The following is a 16048-nucleotide window of genomic DNA, read 5'->3' as shown; positions in this document are numbered from 1 at the left end:
ATGGCAAGGCGGAGGCGGGAGCCGAGACATGGGAGACGAGTTGAGTGCGGGCGTCCGACTGCTGTGGGGGCCGCACCCCAAGCCGTCGCGCGGCCCCAAACCGGGGCTCAGCTTGGAGCGGATCGCCCGGGCCGGGGTCGAGATCGCGGACGCCGAGGGGCTGGCCGCCGTCTCCATGCAGCGGGTGGCCGGGCTGCTCGACTTCACCAAGATGTCGCTCTACCGGTACGTGCCGGGCAAGGCCGAACTGGTCGCGCTGATGGTGGAGACCGCGGTCGGGACGGTTCCGCCGACCGGTACGCCGACCGGCGGCTGGCGGGAGCGGCTGGGGGAGTGGGCGCAGCAGCTGGCCGCCGTCTTCCAGCTGCACCCCTGGCTGCTGGAGGCGACCGTCGGCCCCCGGGTCGTCGGCCCGGCCGAGCTCTCCTGGACCGAGCAGGCCGCCGCCGCGCTGGACGGCACCGGCCTCACCGGCGCCGAGCGGCTGGACGCGTTGGTGCTGCTCTCCGGGCATGTGCGCGGAATCGCCCAGCAGTCCCGCGCGGCTGGCCCCGGGAGCAACCCGGAAGCGGAGTTCGCGGCGGTACTGGGCGAGGTGCTGCGGATCCACGGCGAGCGCTATCCCGCGCTCACCACCGCCTTCGCCTCGGCGGCCAGCCTCGGCGGCCAGGACCAGGCCCTGGACTTCGGCCTGCGGCGGATCCTGGACGGCCTGGGCGTGCTGATCGCGCAACGCTCGGCCTGACCGCGCGGGCCGGACGGGTTCGGCCCGCTGGTCCGTTCCGGCGCGGTGGTCCGCTCGGGCCCGCCTGTCAGTTCTGGCCCGGGGGGAGCGAGAGGTAGCCCCGGTGGCGGCCGGTCAGCCCGTAACCCAGGCCGGTCACGCCCTGGCCGTACGGCACCTGGCGCTCCCAGGGGGCGTAGCCGGAGGCGCCGCCGTAGGAGCCGAAGCCGGTGAAGCGCAGCTCCTCCTCGCCCTCACGGTCGCCCGGCAGGGCGCGGAAGCGCCGCCGGAACTCCGCGTACAGGGCGTCGAAGATCGGCGTGGCCGAGGGCTCGCCCTCGAAGGCCGGACGCATCGCCGGGATCTGCTGGGCCGGAGCGCCGGGGGCGGGCGTCGGCGGCTGGGCGGGGGGATAGTCGACGGTTCGGCGCGGCGGGAGGTAGGTGTCGTAGGTCTGCACGCCATGGCCAACGACCGTCCGCCCGCCGGGATGCGGGCGCGGGCGGTTCGGTCAGGCGTACGGATCCGGCGACGGTTCCGCCTGGTTCGGCCTGGTTCGGCTCGGTTCCCCTGGTCGGCCTGGTTCTCCGTGGTCGGGCTCAGGTGCCGGCCAGGGGGAGGACCGCGCCGAGCAGCAGGCCGCGCCGGGCCGCGTGGTCCACGGCCTGCCGCAGCAGGTCCTCCCGGGGCTGGCGGCCCACGCTCCCGGCCGGGGCCGCGAACATGATCACCTCGCCCTGGTTGCTGGCCGCGGACCGCCACGCCTCGGTGACCTGGAGCGGCTGGTGCGCCTGCCACCAGGCGAGCGTCCCGCCGCCCGGGGCGGGCTGGAGCACCGCGTGCAGCTGTCCCATCGCCATCAGCACCGACCAGCCGCGCAGCTCGGCGGGCGGCTGGTCGACGTCCAGCACCTGGCCGAAACCGTGCTCCAGCAGTAGGTCGGCGAAGTGGTCCCGGTCGTTCGGGCTGCCCGGCCGCCCCACCGGTCCGGTGGGCTCCACCACCAGCGCGGCGCGCGGGGTGCCCGCGTGCGGGCCGTACTTGCACAGCACCAGGCCGCAGGTGACGCCGAGGACCGCGGGGGTCGTCTCCGCCGCGGCGACCGGTGCCGGGATCGGTGCCGGGATCGGCACCGGGGCGGGCATGGGTGCCGAGGCCTGGCCCGGGAACGGCGCGGGCGGCCCGACCGGAGCGCTCGGGGCCTGGTTGATGCTGCGTACCGCGCCCAGCAGCTGCTCCTCCGCCACCGGTACCACCTGGGAGGGGATGCAGCGGGAGTGGGCGAAGGCGAGCACCGCCGTCTCCTCGCCGACGAACAGCACGGTCGCGGTCGGATCGAGGGTGGCGTCGCCGGGTGCCCGGCAGGAGGTGCAGTCGTAGTGGGCGGGGGCGGTGGCCCCGGTGAGTAGGCGGTCGGCCTCGTCGTCACCGATCTCGGCACGGACCTCGTCGCTGACATCGATCAAGCGCGGCACGAAGACTCCTTGGGTTGCGCGAGCGGGGCCGGAGGCGGGACTGCCTCAGCCGTGATGACAAACGGACCAGGTGTGGTTCGGGTCACGGTTGTCCGCGATCGAGTCGGGGATTCCCAAGATCGACCGCTACTCCGAGCCGACCACCTGTGACTTTGGGTCGACCGTGTGGGATGGCTCACCTCTCCTTCGGTATGGCGAGGGTCACTCGGATGGCCGTGCGGGCCCGTCCGCACGGGTCATATGTCTGTTATGCAACTAATCTCCTAGATCGCTACCAGGGGTAACCCCGAGCTGACCTGGGGCGTCCATGAACTACTTGTAAGCGCCACCGCTGGTCTCCTACGTTCATGGCCGGTGCAACGAGCACCACCCGGGTTCGCCCGCCTCCGCTCGCTCTCGGCTTGTCCACGAGGGCGGGCCCGCCGCCTGCCAGCAGGCCGGTGACGAGTGGCGGGCGCCGGAACGGCACGGCGTGCTTCCCGCACGAACCGGCCGTTCTGCGAAACGCAATGGCGGACCGAGCGCGCCCAGCGCGCCGTCAGCCGTGCCGTCCGGGGCTGTAGAGAGGGATTAAATGATCTTCCGCCGCGAGAACGACGCCGCCCGCACCACCGCTACTGAGGGTGTCCGCACGCACAACCGCCTGCGCGCCGCGCTGATCACCGGTGTGGTCGTCGCCGCCCCCGTGGCCGGTCTGGTCACGGCCACGACCGCGTCCGCTGCCTCCGTCTCCACCTGGGACGCCGTCGCGCAGTGCGAGAGCAGTGGCAACTGGGCCGCCAACACCGGCAACGGCTTCTACGGTGGCCTCCAGTTCACGTCGTCCACCTGGGCCGCCTTCGGTGGCACCCAGTACGCGTCCAGCGCCAACCAGGCCACCGAGGGCCAGCAGATCGCCGTCGCCGAGAACGTGCTGGCCTCCCAGGGCCCCGGCGCCTGGCCCGTCTGCGGGCCGCGGGCCGGTCTCACCGCCGGTGGCGCCGCCGCCGACGTGAACACCGCGTCGTCCAGCGGCAACACGTCCAGCAGCAACACGTCCAGCAGCAACAACAGCGACAGCAACAGCAACGCGTCCGGCTCCTACGGGTCGAGCTCGAACTCCTCCAGCTCGGACTCGTCCAGCAGCAGCACCGCGCAGAGCAGCACCCCGGTCCAGACCAGCACCCCGGTCCAGACCACCAGCACCCCGGTCCAGAGCAGCGGCACCGCCTCCGGCGACACCTACACGGTGAAGTCCGGCGACACGCTGAGCCTCATCGCCGCCGCCCACGGCGTCAGCTGGCACCACCTGTACGCCGAGAACCAGAGCACCATCGGTGGCGACCCGAACCTGATCCTCCCGGGCCAGGTCCTCACCATCGGCTGACCGCCACCCCCGCACGGCCACGGCGCGGCCCCCGTCACCACGGGGGGCCGCGCCACGGCCGGTTCCGGCCTCGCCCCCGACGCCGCTTCCGGCCTCGCCCCCGGCCCGATGGACCGCAACACGATTGCCTACGCCGGGAGTTGCAACGCGGCCCGGAGATCTCCCGGGCGCAGCGGCAGCGATCAGGCCCCGATGTCGTCGCGGCGTCGTCGCGACCCGGGGGCAGCAGGCAGCCCGTGGGTACGTCCGGGGGGTACGTCCGCCTGCCTGCAACCGGGAGCACCTGCGGACCGGACGGCTCCGGCGCCCGATCCTGCTCCACGGTTCCGCCTCCGGCGCCAGTAGCCAGTACGGCGGCTCAAGTTGACGGAGCATCCGCTCCTGCTCCGGGGCCGCCCCCGGTACGGTCGCGGACGCCAGGTAGGGGACCTGCCGCGGTCCGGTCCGGAGCGCCGCCGAAGCGCCGCGCGGAGGGTCACGTTCCGCCATCGATTGCCCGCACGGACGGCTCCCTCTTGCGCGGATGCCGCTAGCGTAGAAGGAACTGACGGATAGTCAGATTTCACTGCCGAGACGGTGGGAGGGTTCCATGGCCAGAGGTTCCAGGGCGCGGGACGCGCGGGGTTCGGGTGGCTCGACGGCAGGCGGCTGTACCTCGGGCGGTGGGAACTCGGGCGGTTGGGCCGCGCGTGGTTCGCGACGCCGCGGTGTCGCTTCCGGGCTGGGCGTAGCGGCTGTGCTGGTGCTGGTGGCCGCCTGCGGCAGCGGCTCCTCGACGGGCTCCGGCACGCCCGCGGCGACGACGTCCAGCGCCGCCGCCGTGCCGACCACCGCGCCGCCGACCACGGCCGTCGCCGCGGCGCCGTGCGGCAGCGTGATCGCCCCGGCGGTCACCGGCAGCGGACCCGCCGACCCGGCCACCGCGGGCGCGGCCGTGGCCACCGACTACCAGAAGTTCTTCGACCCGGCGACGCCCGCCGCCACCAAGCTCGGGCTGCTGCAGAACGGGACCTCGTTGGTGGCCGTCCTCCAGAGCTTCGCCAGCAACAAGCTGGCCTCCGCCGCCACGGTGACCGTCACCGCCGTCGACTTCACCAGCGCGACCGCCGCCGACGTCACCTACAACCTGTGCGAGAGCGGGTCGCCGGTGATGCCGGGCTCGGCCGGGAGGTCCGTACTGTCCGGCGGCGTCTGGCAGGTCGCCGACGCCACCCTCTGCGGTCTGGTCAAGCTGAACAACGGCGGTACGGCCGTCCCCGGCTGCTCCTGAGTGCCGGGGACGGGCCGCGGACTGCGCGCTCCGCTCGGGTCGGTCGGCGCCCGGGCTCAGCGCGCGTCGGCCTCGATCGAACGGCTGTTGGACTGTGACCGGTGCCCGTGGGACCGGCCCCGGGCCTTGGCCTTCGCCGCGGCCTGGGCCTCGGCCAGCAACTGCCGCTTGGCCTTCGACTGGAGCGTGGTGATCATCTGCGAGCTCGGACCGACGCCGATCAGCTGCGTGGTCAGGCTCATCGGCTCCGGGGTGACCGCGCGCAGCAGGATCCGGTCGGTGACGCCCGGACCGGCCACCCCCTCGTACGGCGCGAGCAGCACGTAGGTGACGGTCCTGCCCGGGGCGATGACCGCCGGACCGGAGAGCACCCCCCAGTACGGCGAGGTGGTCGCCCCGGTGCTGGTGGCGAAGTGCGGACTCAGCGGGTTGTCGGAGCTGTTGGTCACCTGCACGGTCAGCCGCTGGAGCACGTCGCTGAGGGCCAGCGCGCCGCTGCCGTTGCTGCCGGTCATGGAGGTGATCCGGATCCGCAGCGGCGGCGGCGTGACCACCGCGCCGAACAGCGACAGCAGCGCCGGGGCGAGCAGTACCGGCACCAGCAGCGCCCGCACGGTCCGGGCCCGCAGCCAGTTCGGACGCGGCTGCCAGGCGCGGTCGAACTCGACCGAGCTGACGGTGGCCGCCGCCATCACCCACAGCGGGACGGTCAGGTCGAAGTAGTCCTCCTGCGAGCGGGTGGACAGGTAGAAGACCAGCCAGGGCATCACGGTGACGGCCAGTCCGAGCCGCCTGGGGAAGACCACCAGCAGCACCAGCATCGCCGCGCCGAGCAGCAGCCCGGCGTCACTGTAGAGGCTGAGGTCGCCACTGCCGTTGCGGAAGTAGTACGAGATGCCCACCAGGCCCTGCCCGCTGGGGATCGCCTTCTGCAGTATCGGCGCGAGCACCCCCTGGAGCCACGGCTTCGGGCCCTGGAGGATGAACGGCAGGTTGATCGCCAGCGCGACGCCCGCCGCGATCGCGACATAGCGGCCGACCACCCGGGCGGCGTCGCGGGCGGGCATCTCGCCCCGGCGGATCATGTACATGCCGACGACCAGGAACGGTGCCAGGAACCAGGTCAACTGGTGCAGGCAGCAGGCGATGCCCAGGCAGACCGCCTGGACCGCGCCCCAGCGGCCGAGCCGTCCGCCGCGTCCGGTGCGCTGCCAGTAGGCCACCACCACCAGCAGGAAGGGCAGCTCCATGCAGCCCGGGTAGCCCATCTCCGCGTAGTTCGGCAGCCAGCCGAAGCCGTAGCAGACGATCACGGCCACCGGCCGCCAGGCGACCGGCAGCAGCAGGAACATCACCAGCGAGGCGAGCAGCAGCATCGCGGTCGCCGCGATCCCCGCCGGGGGATGGCTCAGGCCCACCGCCATCGGTACCGAGGTGAAGATCGGCCCGAGCGGCGGGTAGTCGAGACCGGTGGCGGCCCCGCCGTTCATCAGCGGCGTGGTGCCGACATGGAACATCGAGAAGATCTGCGGCCACTGCGTGCCGTACATGTGGCCGCCGTGCAGCAGCGTCTTCGCCGCCATGTGGATCAGCGAGCCCTCGTCCGTGCCGTAGTAGACGTGGGAGGAGTTCGCGCTGGTCGGCGGTTTGGCGGCGGTCACCGTGTAGAAGCGGTTGACGCACTCCAGGGCCGCGACCACCAGTACCGAGCCGTCGACGATGGTCATCGCGCGGCGGGTGCGGACCGACAGCGCGAGCACGCCGAGCACGATGATCGAACCGAAGTAGAGCATCACCACGATGGCGTGGCTGTGCTCGTTGATGACGGTCCGGTTCCACATGTCCTGGGCGCCGATGAGCATGCTGGAACAGGCCAGCACGGTCAGCATCCGGTTCATCTGGGCGGGCGGACGGCGCAGGCTGCCCGGCGTCGTCTCACCGGCGCCCAGCAGCCGGATGGCGCTGCGCATGCGGTGCCTGGTGCTGCTCCTGCCGTTGCCCCTGCCGCCGCCCCGGCTGCCGGTGTCGCGCCCGCCACCGGGCCGACTGCCCCCCGCGACGGGGGAACCGACGGTCACGGGGGTACCGACGGTCACGGGGGTGCCGACGGTCACAGGGGTGCCCCCGGCGACGACCGGGGTGCTGACGGTCACGGGGGTGACGACGGCACCCGACGTGGTCGTGACGGTCGTCCTGACGGTGGTTCTGACGGCGGTCTCGTCAGCGGTTCTGCCGCTGAGCGGTTCGGTAGACGGACGCGGCTGGATTTCCGCTTGCGGCTCACTCTCGCCCGGGGCAGGGTGCGCGGCGGGGGAGAGGGGCACTGCCGGACCGGCGGCGGTCGGCTCGGCCGTGGCGGTCGTGTCGGCCGAATCGGCGTCGGCAGAAGAAACTGAGGGCACTGCCGCATTTTGACACGTTCGACAGCACGGCCCGCGAGCGGGACGGTTTGTTCATACTCCGTTCTCAACCGATTGACCAGCCCTGACATGGGCGGAAACCGGTCGGCGGGTCATCACCCGTACGAGCGGCGCATGCCCGCATCCGGCCGCCCCGGGCCCTGCCGCAGGTCCGGGACACCGCTCTGTCCAGCGGAAACCGATGCTCAGCTGTGAGAATGGCGAGGGAGAGCGGAGCGAGGAAAGGGATGAGGAGCTGATGGGCGATCCCGTGGACCACCTGGTCGACCTGCTCGACCTGGAGCAGATCGAGACGAATATCTTCCGTGGTCGCAGCCCGGAGGAGTCCCTGCAGCGGGTCTTCGGCGGGCAGGTCGCGGGGCAGGCGCTGATCGCCGCCGGACGCACCGTCGCCGCCGACCGGCCGGTGCACTCGCTGCACGCCTACTTCCTGCGCCCCGGCCTCCCCGGCGTGCCGATCGTCTACCAGGTGGACCGCCTGCGCGACGGCCGGTCCTTCACTACCCGCCGGGTGCTGGGCGTGCAACAAGGACGCACAATCTTTGCCCTTACGGCCGATTTCCATCTTCCTGAACCCTCACCTTTCGAACACCAGACGGCGATGCCCTCCGTCCCCGGCCCGGAGGAACTCCCGAGCGCGCTGGACGAGGTCGGCACCGTCCTCGGCGAGATGCCGCCCTTCATCAGCCGTCGGCAGCCCTTCGACCTGCGCTACGTCGAGCGGCTGCGGTGGCGGCACGAGGAGCTGATCGGCGTCGAACCCAAGGTCGCGGTCTGGCTGCGGACCAACGGCGAACTCCCGGACGACCCGCTGATCCACGCCTGCGCGGTGACCTACGCCAGCGACATGACCCTGCTGGACGCGGTCCGGGTGCCGGTGGAGCCGCTGTGGGGCAAGCGCCACTTCGACATGGCGTCGCTGGACCACGCGATGTGGTTCCACCGCCCGTTCCGCGCGGACGACTGGCTGCTGTACCAACAGGAGTCCCCGATAGCGACCGGCGCCCGAGGCCTGGCCCGCGGCCAGCTGTTCGACCAGAGCGGCCGACTGGTCGCCTCAGTCATGCAAGAGGGCCTCTTCCGCCGCCTCCAGGACTGACCCCAGCGGGCCGACACCGCCCCGGGCGGCGCGGGGCGGGCGCCCGCCCGGCCGCCGGGGGCGCCCCCGCCGCACCGGTACGGCCGGGCCGCAGGCTCTCGCCGGGCCCGCAGCTCCCCGAGAGCCGCCCCGGAGTCCAGGGGCGCGGGACGGCGCGCGGGGCGACGAGAGGACAGGACGGGACCCCGGGGTACCGGCCCGGGGCGTGACGAGGGACGATGTTGCGTGCCCAGTGACCAGCTCTCGCCGCCACCGCCCCCACGCCAGCCCCACATATCCGCCGCGTCCCCCTCTTCCACAGCCCCCACCCCCACTGCGGCCGCAGCAGCCGCCCCGCCGTCGGCCCTGCCCCGGCAGGCATCGTCCGACGGCACACGCAGACCGCCGGACCAGTCGGCAGCAGGAGCGTCAGGACCGGCCGGACCATCCCACCCATTGGGACTAGTTCCGGCGCCCGCCCCCGGCCGGCTGCGCAAACTGGCCGGCAGCGCGCTCGCCGACATCACCCCGCTGCGCACCAGCGCCCACTTCCGCCGGATCTGGTTCGGTCAGAGCGTCTCGTCCATCGGACAGCAGATGACCGCGCTGGCGATCTCGGTCCAGGTCTACGCGCTGACCAAGTCGACCTTCGCGACCGGCCTGGTCGGGCTCTGCTCGCTGGTACCGCTGGTCGCCTTCGGCCTGTACGGCGGCGCCATCGCGGACACCATGGACCGGCGCCGCCTCGGCCTCTTCGGGGCGACCGGCCTGGCGATCCTGTCGACCGGACTGGCCGTCCAGGCCTTCTTCGGCGTGCACCAGGTCGCCGTGCTCTACGCGGTGGTCGCGCTCCAGGCGGTCTGCTTCGCGCTCAACGCGCCGGCCCGGGCGTCCATGGTCCCGCGCCTGGTCCCCGCCGAGCAGCTACCGGCGGCGAACGCCCTGTCCACAGTCAGCATGAACCTGGGCCTGACCGTCGGCCCCATGCTCGGCGGGCTGCTGATCGGGGTCTGGAGCTACCAGGCGGCCTACCTGGTCGACGCCGTGGCCTTCGGCGCCTCGCTGTACGCGATGTGGCGGCTGCCGTCCATGCGCCCGGAGACCGTCGCCCACACCGGCGACGCCCGGCCGCCGCGTCCCTCGGTACTGGACGGCCTGCGCTTCCTGCGCGACCGGCCCAACCTGCGGATGAGCTTCCTGGCCGACCTCGCGGCGATGGTCTTCGGCATGCCCCGCGCGCTGTTCCCGGCGCTCGCGGCAGTGCTGTACCACGGCAACGCGGGCACCGTCGGGCTGCTGGCTGCGGCCCCGGCGGTCGGCGCGCTGCTCGGCGCGCTGTTCTCCGGCTGGGTGAGCCGGATCAACCGGCACGGCGTGGCGGTCATCCTCGCGGTGCTGGTCTGGGGGCTCTCGATCGCCGGATTCGGGCTGGCCCGACACCTGTGGCTGGGCCTGCTGCTGCTCGCGATCGCGGGCGCCGCGGACACCGTCAGCATGATCTTCCGCAACACGATCATGCAGGCAGCCGCTCCCGACGGCATGCGCGGACGGCTCCAGGGCGTCTTCACGGTGGTGGTCGCGGGCGGCCCCAGACTCGGCGACTTCGAGTCCGGCACGGTGGCCCAGCTGACCACCCCGACCTTCTCGGCCGTCAGCGGCGGGATCGCCTGTGTCGCGGCCATGCTCCTGCTCGTCCTGCGCTACCCCTCCTTCCTCCGCTACGACAACCGCGCGCCAACCCCCTGACCTGCCCCGCCGCCCCCGCTCCCGGCCCCGCCGAGCCGGACACAAGCACCTGCCCACGTGCTGTATTGTTCTTCCTGTGCCCGGGCAACCGGGGACAGGCCGCGAAGCCGCAAGGCAGCGCAGCCTCGGGACGTGGCGCAGCTTGGTAGCGCACCTGACTGGGGGTCAGGGGGTCGCAGGTTCAAATCCTGTCGTCCCGACAGTTATTTTCGCAGGTCAGAGCCTGTCTCCGCTACTCAGCGGAGACAGGCTCTTCTGCTTGGTGGTCGCATTGTGGTCGTGAACGATGGTTCACGCAGCGTGGGTTGAGGTGTGCGTACGCCTTCTGGGCAGGGATTTCCACGGCTTGGAGCGTGCCGGCCGGAGGTGGATGGCTGTCGCATGGCTGTCGCGTTCGGCAAGTTCCAGGAGGCGGGCGACAGCCTCGGAAGATTTCGAGTCCAGTGAGACGGTCGTGACGTTATGAGGTTTGTGGTGCGGGTTCGCTGCGCTTGGCGGGGTCGTTGATCCAGGCTGTCGTCGGGATCTCGGGTGGTTGGGGGCGGCGGCCGAAGCGTTCGGGGTGGCGCGCGTAGGCGTCGGCGAGGGTGAGTGCCCGCTGGTCGCGGATCTCCTTGGCAGTGCCGAAGTGGACGCTGGCGGGCGTGTGCAGGGCGATGCCCGAGTGCCTGTGCTCGTGGTTGTAGTACGAGATGAACGCGTCGAACCAGTCGCGGGCGTGGGCCAGGGAGTTGAAGCGCTCTGGGTAGTCGGACATGTATTTGGTGGTCTTGAACTGGGCCTCGCTGTAGGGGTTGTCGTTGGAGACCTTGGGGCGCGAGTGCGACCTGGTGACGCCGAGGTCGATCAATAGCTGGGAGACCTTCTTGCTGGTCATGGAGGTGCCTCGGTCGGCGTGCACGGTCTGGGGCACGATGCCGTTGCGCGCGATGGTCTCGCGGATCAACTCCTCTGCCCGTTCGGCTGATTCGGCCGATTCAACGGTGTGGCCGACGATGTAGCGGCTGAAGATGTCGATGATGACGTAGGCGTGGTACCAGATGCCCTTGCGTGGGCCGGCTGCTTTGGTGATGTCCCAGGTGAACACCTGCGAGGGGCCGTCGGCGACCAGTTCGGGCACTGCCTTGGCCGGGTGGGTGGCCTGGCGTCGACGTTCGCCGGCTTGCCCGCGCTCGCGCAGGATCCGGTACATCGTGGAGACCGAGCAGTGATAGCGCCCGGTATCCAGCTCGCGGGCCCAGATCTGCGCGGGCGGCAGCTCGGCGTACTCGGGGCTGTTCATCAACTCCAGTACCGCATTGCGTTCTTCGGCTGTCAGGGCCGACGGCTGGACCTGAGGTGACCTGGGCGGCGCGTGGGCGGCGGCTTGCGCCTGCGGTAGTGGGTGGCGCGGGAGCGGCCGGTCAGTCGGCACGCGGCCGTGGTGCCCAGCTCATGTTCGATGACGGTGAATGCCTCGTCCATGACGGGGTCGGCGGCGTGCTTCAGTCCGCGCTCTCGGAGATCATTTCCAAGAGCGCCGACGCTTTTCCCAGGACCTCCACTGCGGCCTTGTTCCGGGCGAGCTCCTTCTCCAGCCGTTCCACCTGCCGGCGCAACTTCTCGTTCTCGGCCTCGGCGGCGGACTTCTTCGCACGGGCCGGGCTGGTGCGGTGGTCCACCAGGTGCTCCAGGGCCCCGGCATCGCGGGCGGCCCGCCACTCGGTGACGTGGGAGTGGTACAGGCGCTCGCGGCGCAGGACCGCGCCCTTCTCATTCCTGGGCGCGGCGTCGTACTCGGCGACGATCCGCAGCTTGTACTCGGGGCTGAACGTGCGGCGCTTCGGCCGGGGAGCTGGGTTGGCTGCGGACGGATTGGTGCTGGTCATCAGGGGTGGAACTCCTACTCGGGCCCTCTCAGCCTAACCCGACAAAGCGGGACGTCTCACCTAAGGCTGACAGAGAGGGAACGGAGCACCACAACGAGGGTGTCTGCCAGGCGGAGGAGGACGGTGAGCACAGCCCGTGGATGGCGATCCGGCGTCGGCCCGTCAACGGGCACATCGTCCTGGTGGCCGCGCACCTTCCGATCCGCAGGACCCCGACGGCCGAGGAGAGCGACAAGCACAAGGCCATGAAGGAACGGATCGCGCGCGCCGCCGAGCGCCACGGCCTGGCCGCCGAGGTCGAGGGGCGAAGCGCGGACGGCAAGGTCCGCAGCGACGTCCTGGTCACCGGAGCCGGAGGCCGGCGCATCGGGTGGGAGGCGCAGTACGCGCCGATCAGCGCCAGCACGGTGCGCCGCCGCTCCCAGGCTGCCGCCGGCGCAGGCGTCGTGCCGCTGTGGGTGACCAACAGCGACCGGGCCGCGCTGATCGACCGGGCACCATGGGTGCGGGTCGACGACTTCACCTGGAAGGAGATCGCCTCACCGCGCACCATGCTCGTGCGCGCGGGAGTCCGCCACCTCCAGCGCTGGAAGTGCCTGCGGACCAGCGAACGGCCCTGCCCCGAAACGGGAAGCTCCTGCGGCCGGTTCCACGCGCAGTGGATGCTCCCCGCACTGTGCCTGCCCCCGAAGCCGCACACCGACGTCGACCGACTGGTCGTAGCCAGCGCCGACGGCGAGTACCTGCCGATGCGCATCCCCAACCAGCACGACCCCCACAGCTGCTCAAGGATGCGGGTGCCCTCCGGCGACCGCGACCAGTGGCTGGAGATCGTCGGCCCCGGACAGGAGCCGGAGCCCCCAGCTGCCGAAGCCGAGGACGAGCTGACCTTCACCGAGCAGGACCTCGACCCGACCTGCCGCTACGGAGACGAGACCTTCGCCTTCAACGACACCCGGCCCCGACGCGGACACGCCGTCGGCACCGGGCTGCACACCTTCGACGACGTACCGCCGCGCCTGTTCGTCATCCCTGACCTTCCACAGCACCTCGACGTCACCGCCGCCCAGCGCTGGGCCGCTGCAGCCACCCAGTCCTGCAAGCCCTGGGAGGTCGGCCCGTGTGCTGGGTGCGGCGCACCGATCCACCGCTACGGGGCGGGTTCCCGACACGCGTGTGAGAGCTGCCGCACCCAGGTCAACGCGAGGTACCGCTGACTCAAGGACACGGTAGTAAGTCCTTCGCTGTGACCCTGACAGTGAGGCTCAGCGGTCGGCGACGATGAAGCCTGCACGCTGATACAGCTCGTCGAACGTGATGATCTCGACGTCCTGGATTGAGCTTGCTCCGGTTTGACGGACAGATTGTGTGTGTCGGTCAGGCCGCGACAGCGGACTCGTAGGCGGCTGGGCTCTGGTAGCCCAGACTGCTGTGGAGTCGGTGCAAGTGAGTTGCCCCGGCTTCCTCCTCCAGGACGCCCGCGTGCTGCACGCGCGCTGGGAGACGGCGCGACCTCCATATGATCATCAGGTGACAGCGATGCGTCCCGCTCCCCGGCCAAGCTCCGACCTCGTTGTGTGCGGAGGTATACCTGCGGGGTTCGGCCCGCGACTGTATGCCTCGCCGGCCGCAGCGGAGAAGTTCCGGCACCCGGACGACATCGGGAGCCGCTGGCCGGTGACACCGCCCTGGCTGAGGAGCGCTGCGCACCTGCGGCTGAAGGGCAGGCGCCCGGCGAACCTGTTCAAGCCGGACGGCTACCAGTTCGACGATCCCAGACCCATGGGCCCAGCGCCGCGCTGGTTCTCCGGGCCGTCGCAGTGCTGGTCCGTCACGCCCGTCGTGCCGCTGTACACGGACGGCGAAGCCGTCCCCCTCGCCAGCGAACCCAGCGCGGAGCAGAAAGCCCAGGACCGGCGTGCCGCATCGCAGTGGGCCGCCGAGGTGCTGGACGACAAGACCACACTGATCATGTCCGTGGCAACGATCGGGCCGCCAGTGCGTCAGACCGACGATCCACTTTCAGCGGTCGCCACCTGCGAGATCACGCTTACCGACACCACGGGCTCGCTCGCATGGCACCAGGTCGTCGACCCCCAGTGGTTTGCTCCACCGACCAGTGAGCTGGCAGAGGCGGGGTTGACGGCTGCAGCGGTGTGCGCAGCCCCGCCGTTCAAGACGATCATGGAAGAGTTCTCGACCCGGACCAGTGGCAAGCGACTTGTCGTCCACGGACGCAGCCATGCCTACAGCGCACTGTTCCGCTCCTACGAGTACGCGATCGAGGGCGGCCACGCCGAGGACGGCTGGGTGTTCATCGACCACCTCGACATCGCCGAAACGCTGGGCAACGCCCGATGGGAGTGCGCCCAACTGCGGGCCGCGGAATACACCGGCACGTGGAACCACACCGGCGGCCACTACGCAGTGCCGCCACTGCCCGCGAGCGCAGTGGACGGCCCCTCCCGCAGCAGGGCGCTGAGCGGTCTCCTGCAGCGCCTGGCCGCGCCCAGCCGCTACCGCGAGCTCAACGACATCGCCACCGCAGCAACCGCCTCGGGCCGCTCCCACCGACCGAAGGCCCTCAAGGGGACCCGGCTCTCGCGCAGCGCCGCTGCCAGGCACGCCGTGCTGCACCGCAGCGGCGGGGCGTGCGAGAACCCGGACTGCCCCAACCCCCACTACACCTCGGACCGCAGCAGATCCGGCGCCTACCTGCTAGAAGTCGACCACATCGACGACCACGCCAAGGGCGGTGCCGACGTGCCGCAGGCGATGGCCGCGCTCTGCCCGAACTGCCACAAGATCAAGACTCTCGGAACAACGGGGGAACAACTGCGAGAAAGGCTGCGCCAGACCGCTGACGAACGCCACCGCCAGATACTGGAGTAGCTGCGGAGCAAGGGAAGGCCCCCCGGTAGCGCCAGCGCCGCGCGCTCCCACTGGTAGCGCACGGGCACACCAGTGCTCAAGCGATCTCGCCAGCCAGTCCACCCTGCGTCTCACATCGGTGTGATTAGCTCGATGCGCTGGCCGATGCCTCATCATGAACATCATGCTGGAGCCGTCTTGCCCCGATCCGCACAGCAGTGGTCCGGGCCGGCGTGTCGCAGCGCGTGGTCACCGCCCCACACCGCAGGCGCGCTGTGAGCAGAGGCAGCAGAGTGCCCGCCCGGACCTTGGCCTAATCAGAACCTGGGTGCGTAGACTCGATCGCAGGGCGGACCGCGCCGAGAACGGGCCCTGGCTGCGGGACTGCGGCCACGACGTTGCGAATGGTGCCGTATGAGGTGCGGGGCAGCGGTTGGACCCTTGCCGAGGGAGGTAGTCGGTCTGGCTGTGCGTGTTGCTGATGTCGCTGCCGATATATACTGTCAACGACATGGATGCGCTGTACGCGGTCGAAATCGAGCCGGAAGTCCGTACCTGGTTGGAACTGCTCTCGGGTAGGCACTTCCGCAAGGTCGAGGACTACGTCGAAGTGCTGGCGGAGCTCGGGCCGCTCACCCCGATGCCGTACGCCAGGCATCTGCGCGATGGGGTGGGCGAGCTGCGTCCGACCCTTGACGGGGTGGCTACGCGGATCACGTACTGGATCACCGGGGATCGCCGGATCGTGCTGCTGACGGTATTCCGCAAGACACGGTCGCACGAGGAGGCCCAGATCACTCGGGCGGTGCTGGCGAAGAAGGAGTGCGAGGGTTCGCACGGGCCGGCGCACATGGTGTTCGGCCGCGAGGAAGGGGAGTGACGATGGAGCACAGCCGCTGGAAGCTCACGCGGGAGCGCAAGTTGATTGAGGGGTTCACCGAGTCTGCCGAGATCGAGGAGGAACGCCAAGAGCATCGCCTGTCGATGGCACTGGCGAAGGTGGTGTACGACCGGCGTGTCGAACTCGGACTGTCGCAGACTGAGCTTGCTGCCCGTACCGGGCTGACCCAGGGGAAGATCTCCCGGATCGAGGGATCGGACAGCGTACCGACTCTGCCGCTGCTGGCGAAGCTGGCCAAGGGGCTGGACGCCTCCTTGAACATCGCCATCGATGTCGATGACGCCAGGGTGACGCTCTCGGCCCACCGGGCCGCATGAGTGCAGTACAGG

General features: G+C 70.9%; 14 protein-coding genes and 1 tRNA gene. 10 read left to right on the top strand and 5 right to left on the bottom strand.

Annotated elements, in window-relative coordinates:
* Nucleotides 1-28 precede the first annotated feature (28 nt).
* Nucleotides 29-745, top strand: coding sequence for a TetR/AcrR family transcriptional regulator (locus tag GXP74_RS30020; RefSeq protein WP_182454357.1), 717 nt, complete (start codon nucleotides 29-31; stop codon nucleotides 743-745).
* A gap of 67 nt (nucleotides 746-812) precedes the next feature.
* Here GXP74_RS30020 and GXP74_RS30015 read toward each other — a convergent pair whose 3' ends face one another.
* Both GXP74_RS30015 and GXP74_RS30010 read right to left on the bottom strand, forming a co-directional pair.
* Nucleotides 813-1184, bottom strand: a complete 372-nt coding sequence (locus tag GXP74_RS30015; RefSeq protein WP_182456988.1) for a hypothetical protein — start codon at nucleotides 1182-1184, stop codon at nucleotides 813-815.
* Between the two features lie 139 nt (nucleotides 1185-1323).
* Nucleotides 1324-2199, bottom strand: coding sequence for a hypothetical protein (locus tag GXP74_RS30010; protein WP_182454356.1), 876 nt, complete (start codon nucleotides 2197-2199; stop codon nucleotides 1324-1326).
* Between the two features lie 574 nt (nucleotides 2200-2773).
* On the opposite strand from GXP74_RS30010, the gene GXP74_RS41955 reads away from it, so the two are divergent.
* Both GXP74_RS41955 and GXP74_RS30000 read left to right on the top strand, forming a co-directional pair.
* Nucleotides 2774-3565 (top strand): transglycosylase family protein, encoded by a 792-nt coding sequence (locus GXP74_RS41955; protein ID WP_182454355.1) that lies wholly within the window; start codon nucleotides 2774-2776, stop codon nucleotides 3563-3565.
* A 736-nt stretch (nucleotides 3566-4301) separates the two neighbouring features.
* Nucleotides 4302-4835, top strand: a complete 534-nt coding sequence (locus GXP74_RS30000) for a hypothetical protein (RefSeq protein ID WP_182454354.1) — start codon at nucleotides 4302-4304, stop codon at nucleotides 4833-4835.
* 56 nt (nucleotides 4836-4891) lie between these two features.
* Here the strand turns inward: GXP74_RS30000 and GXP74_RS29995 are convergent, their stop codons facing one another.
* A complete protein-coding gene (locus tag GXP74_RS29995) occupies nucleotides 4892-6805 on the bottom strand; it encodes a hypothetical protein (protein WP_182454353.1) in 1914 nt (637 codons plus the stop codon).
* Between the two features lie 688 nt (nucleotides 6806-7493).
* Here GXP74_RS29995 and GXP74_RS29990 point away from each other — a divergent pair.
* The 3 genes from GXP74_RS29990 (at nucleotide 7494) to GXP74_RS29980 (ending at nucleotide 10279) form a co-directional block, all read left to right on the top strand.
* On the top strand, nucleotides 7494-8354 hold the full coding sequence (locus GXP74_RS29990) for an acyl-CoA thioesterase II (protein ID WP_182454352.1): 861 nt from the start codon (nucleotides 7494-7496) through the stop codon (nucleotides 8352-8354).
* A gap of 435 nt (nucleotides 8355-8789) precedes the next feature.
* Nucleotides 8790-10079, top strand: a complete 1290-nt coding sequence (locus tag GXP74_RS29985) for an MFS transporter (RefSeq protein ID WP_225448301.1) — start codon at nucleotides 8790-8792, stop codon at nucleotides 10077-10079.
* A 126-nt stretch (nucleotides 10080-10205) separates the two neighbouring features.
* Nucleotides 10206-10279 (top strand) — tRNA-Pro (locus tag GXP74_RS29980).
* A gap of 260 nt (nucleotides 10280-10539) precedes the next feature.
* Here the strand turns inward: GXP74_RS29980 and GXP74_RS29975 are convergent.
* Together GXP74_RS29975 and GXP74_RS29970 are read right to left on the bottom strand one after the other, a co-directional pair.
* A complete protein-coding gene (locus GXP74_RS29975; protein WP_182454351.1) occupies nucleotides 10540-11361 on the bottom strand; it encodes a DDE-type integrase/transposase/recombinase in 822 nt (273 codons plus the stop codon).
* A gap of 202 nt (nucleotides 11362-11563) precedes the next feature.
* Nucleotides 11564-11947, bottom strand: coding sequence for a transposase (locus GXP74_RS29970; RefSeq protein WP_182454350.1), 384 nt, complete (start codon nucleotides 11945-11947; stop codon nucleotides 11564-11566).
* 140 nt (nucleotides 11948-12087) lie between these two features.
* Here GXP74_RS29970 and GXP74_RS29965 point away from each other — a divergent pair, with 140 nt between their 5' ends.
* From GXP74_RS29965 to GXP74_RS29950, 4 genes are all read left to right on the top strand, one after another.
* Nucleotides 12088-13164, top strand: coding sequence for a hypothetical protein (locus tag GXP74_RS29965; RefSeq protein WP_182454349.1), 1077 nt, complete (start codon nucleotides 12088-12090; stop codon nucleotides 13162-13164).
* A gap of 460 nt (nucleotides 13165-13624) precedes the next feature.
* Nucleotides 13625-14839: an HNH endonuclease signature motif containing protein gene (locus GXP74_RS29960; protein ID WP_182454348.1), complete on the top strand. Its 1215-nt coding sequence runs from the start codon at nucleotides 13625-13627 to the stop codon at nucleotides 14837-14839.
* Nucleotides 14840-15329: 490 nt separating this feature from the next.
* Entirely contained in the window at nucleotides 15330-15698 is a 369-nt protein-coding gene (locus GXP74_RS29955) for a type II toxin-antitoxin system RelE/ParE family toxin (protein WP_182454347.1), read from the top strand.
* Nucleotides 15699-15700: 2 nt separating this feature from the next.
* Complete coding sequence (locus GXP74_RS29950) at nucleotides 15701-16036, top strand: helix-turn-helix domain-containing protein (RefSeq protein ID WP_182456731.1); 336 nt, start codon at nucleotides 15701-15703, stop codon at nucleotides 16034-16036.
* The last annotated feature ends 12 nt before the right edge of the window (nucleotides 16037-16048 follow it).

The organism is Streptacidiphilus sp. P02-A3a, assembly GCF_014084105.1.
Lineage (GTDB): Bacteria > Actinomycetota > Actinomycetes > Streptomycetales > Streptomycetaceae > Streptacidiphilus.
The sequence above is the reverse complement of the archived record's forward strand: the minus strand, read 5'-3'. Positions and strand labels throughout refer to the sequence as shown.

Coding starts and splice junctions, on each gene's coding strand:
- GXP74_RS30020 (WP_182454357.1), top strand. CDS start 29: ATGGGAGACGAGTTGAGTGCGGGCGTCCGACTGCTGTGGGGGCCGCAC.
- GXP74_RS41955 (WP_182454355.1), top strand. CDS start 2,774: ATGATCTTCCGCCGCGAGAACGACGCCGCCCGCACCACCGCTACTGAG.
- GXP74_RS29995 (WP_182454353.1), bottom strand. CDS start 6,805: ATGCGCAGCGCCATCCGGCTGCTGGGCGCCGGTGAGACGACGCCGGGC.
- GXP74_RS29990 (WP_182454352.1), top strand. CDS start 7,494: ATGGGCGATCCCGTGGACCACCTGGTCGACCTGCTCGACCTGGAGCAG.
- GXP74_RS29975 (WP_182454351.1), bottom strand. CDS start 11,361: ATGAACAGCCCCGAGTACGCCGAGCTGCCGCCCGCGCAGATCTGGGCC.
- GXP74_RS29970 (WP_182454350.1), bottom strand. CDS start 11,947: ATGACCAGCACCAATCCGTCCGCAGCCAACCCAGCTCCCCGGCCGAAG.
- GXP74_RS29965 (WP_182454349.1), top strand. CDS start 12,088: ATGGCGATCCGGCGTCGGCCCGTCAACGGGCACATCGTCCTGGTGGCC.
- GXP74_RS29955 (WP_182454347.1), top strand. CDS start 15,330: ATGGATGCGCTGTACGCGGTCGAAATCGAGCCGGAAGTCCGTACCTGG.
- GXP74_RS29950 (WP_182456731.1), top strand. CDS start 15,701: ATGGAGCACAGCCGCTGGAAGCTCACGCGGGAGCGCAAGTTGATTGAG.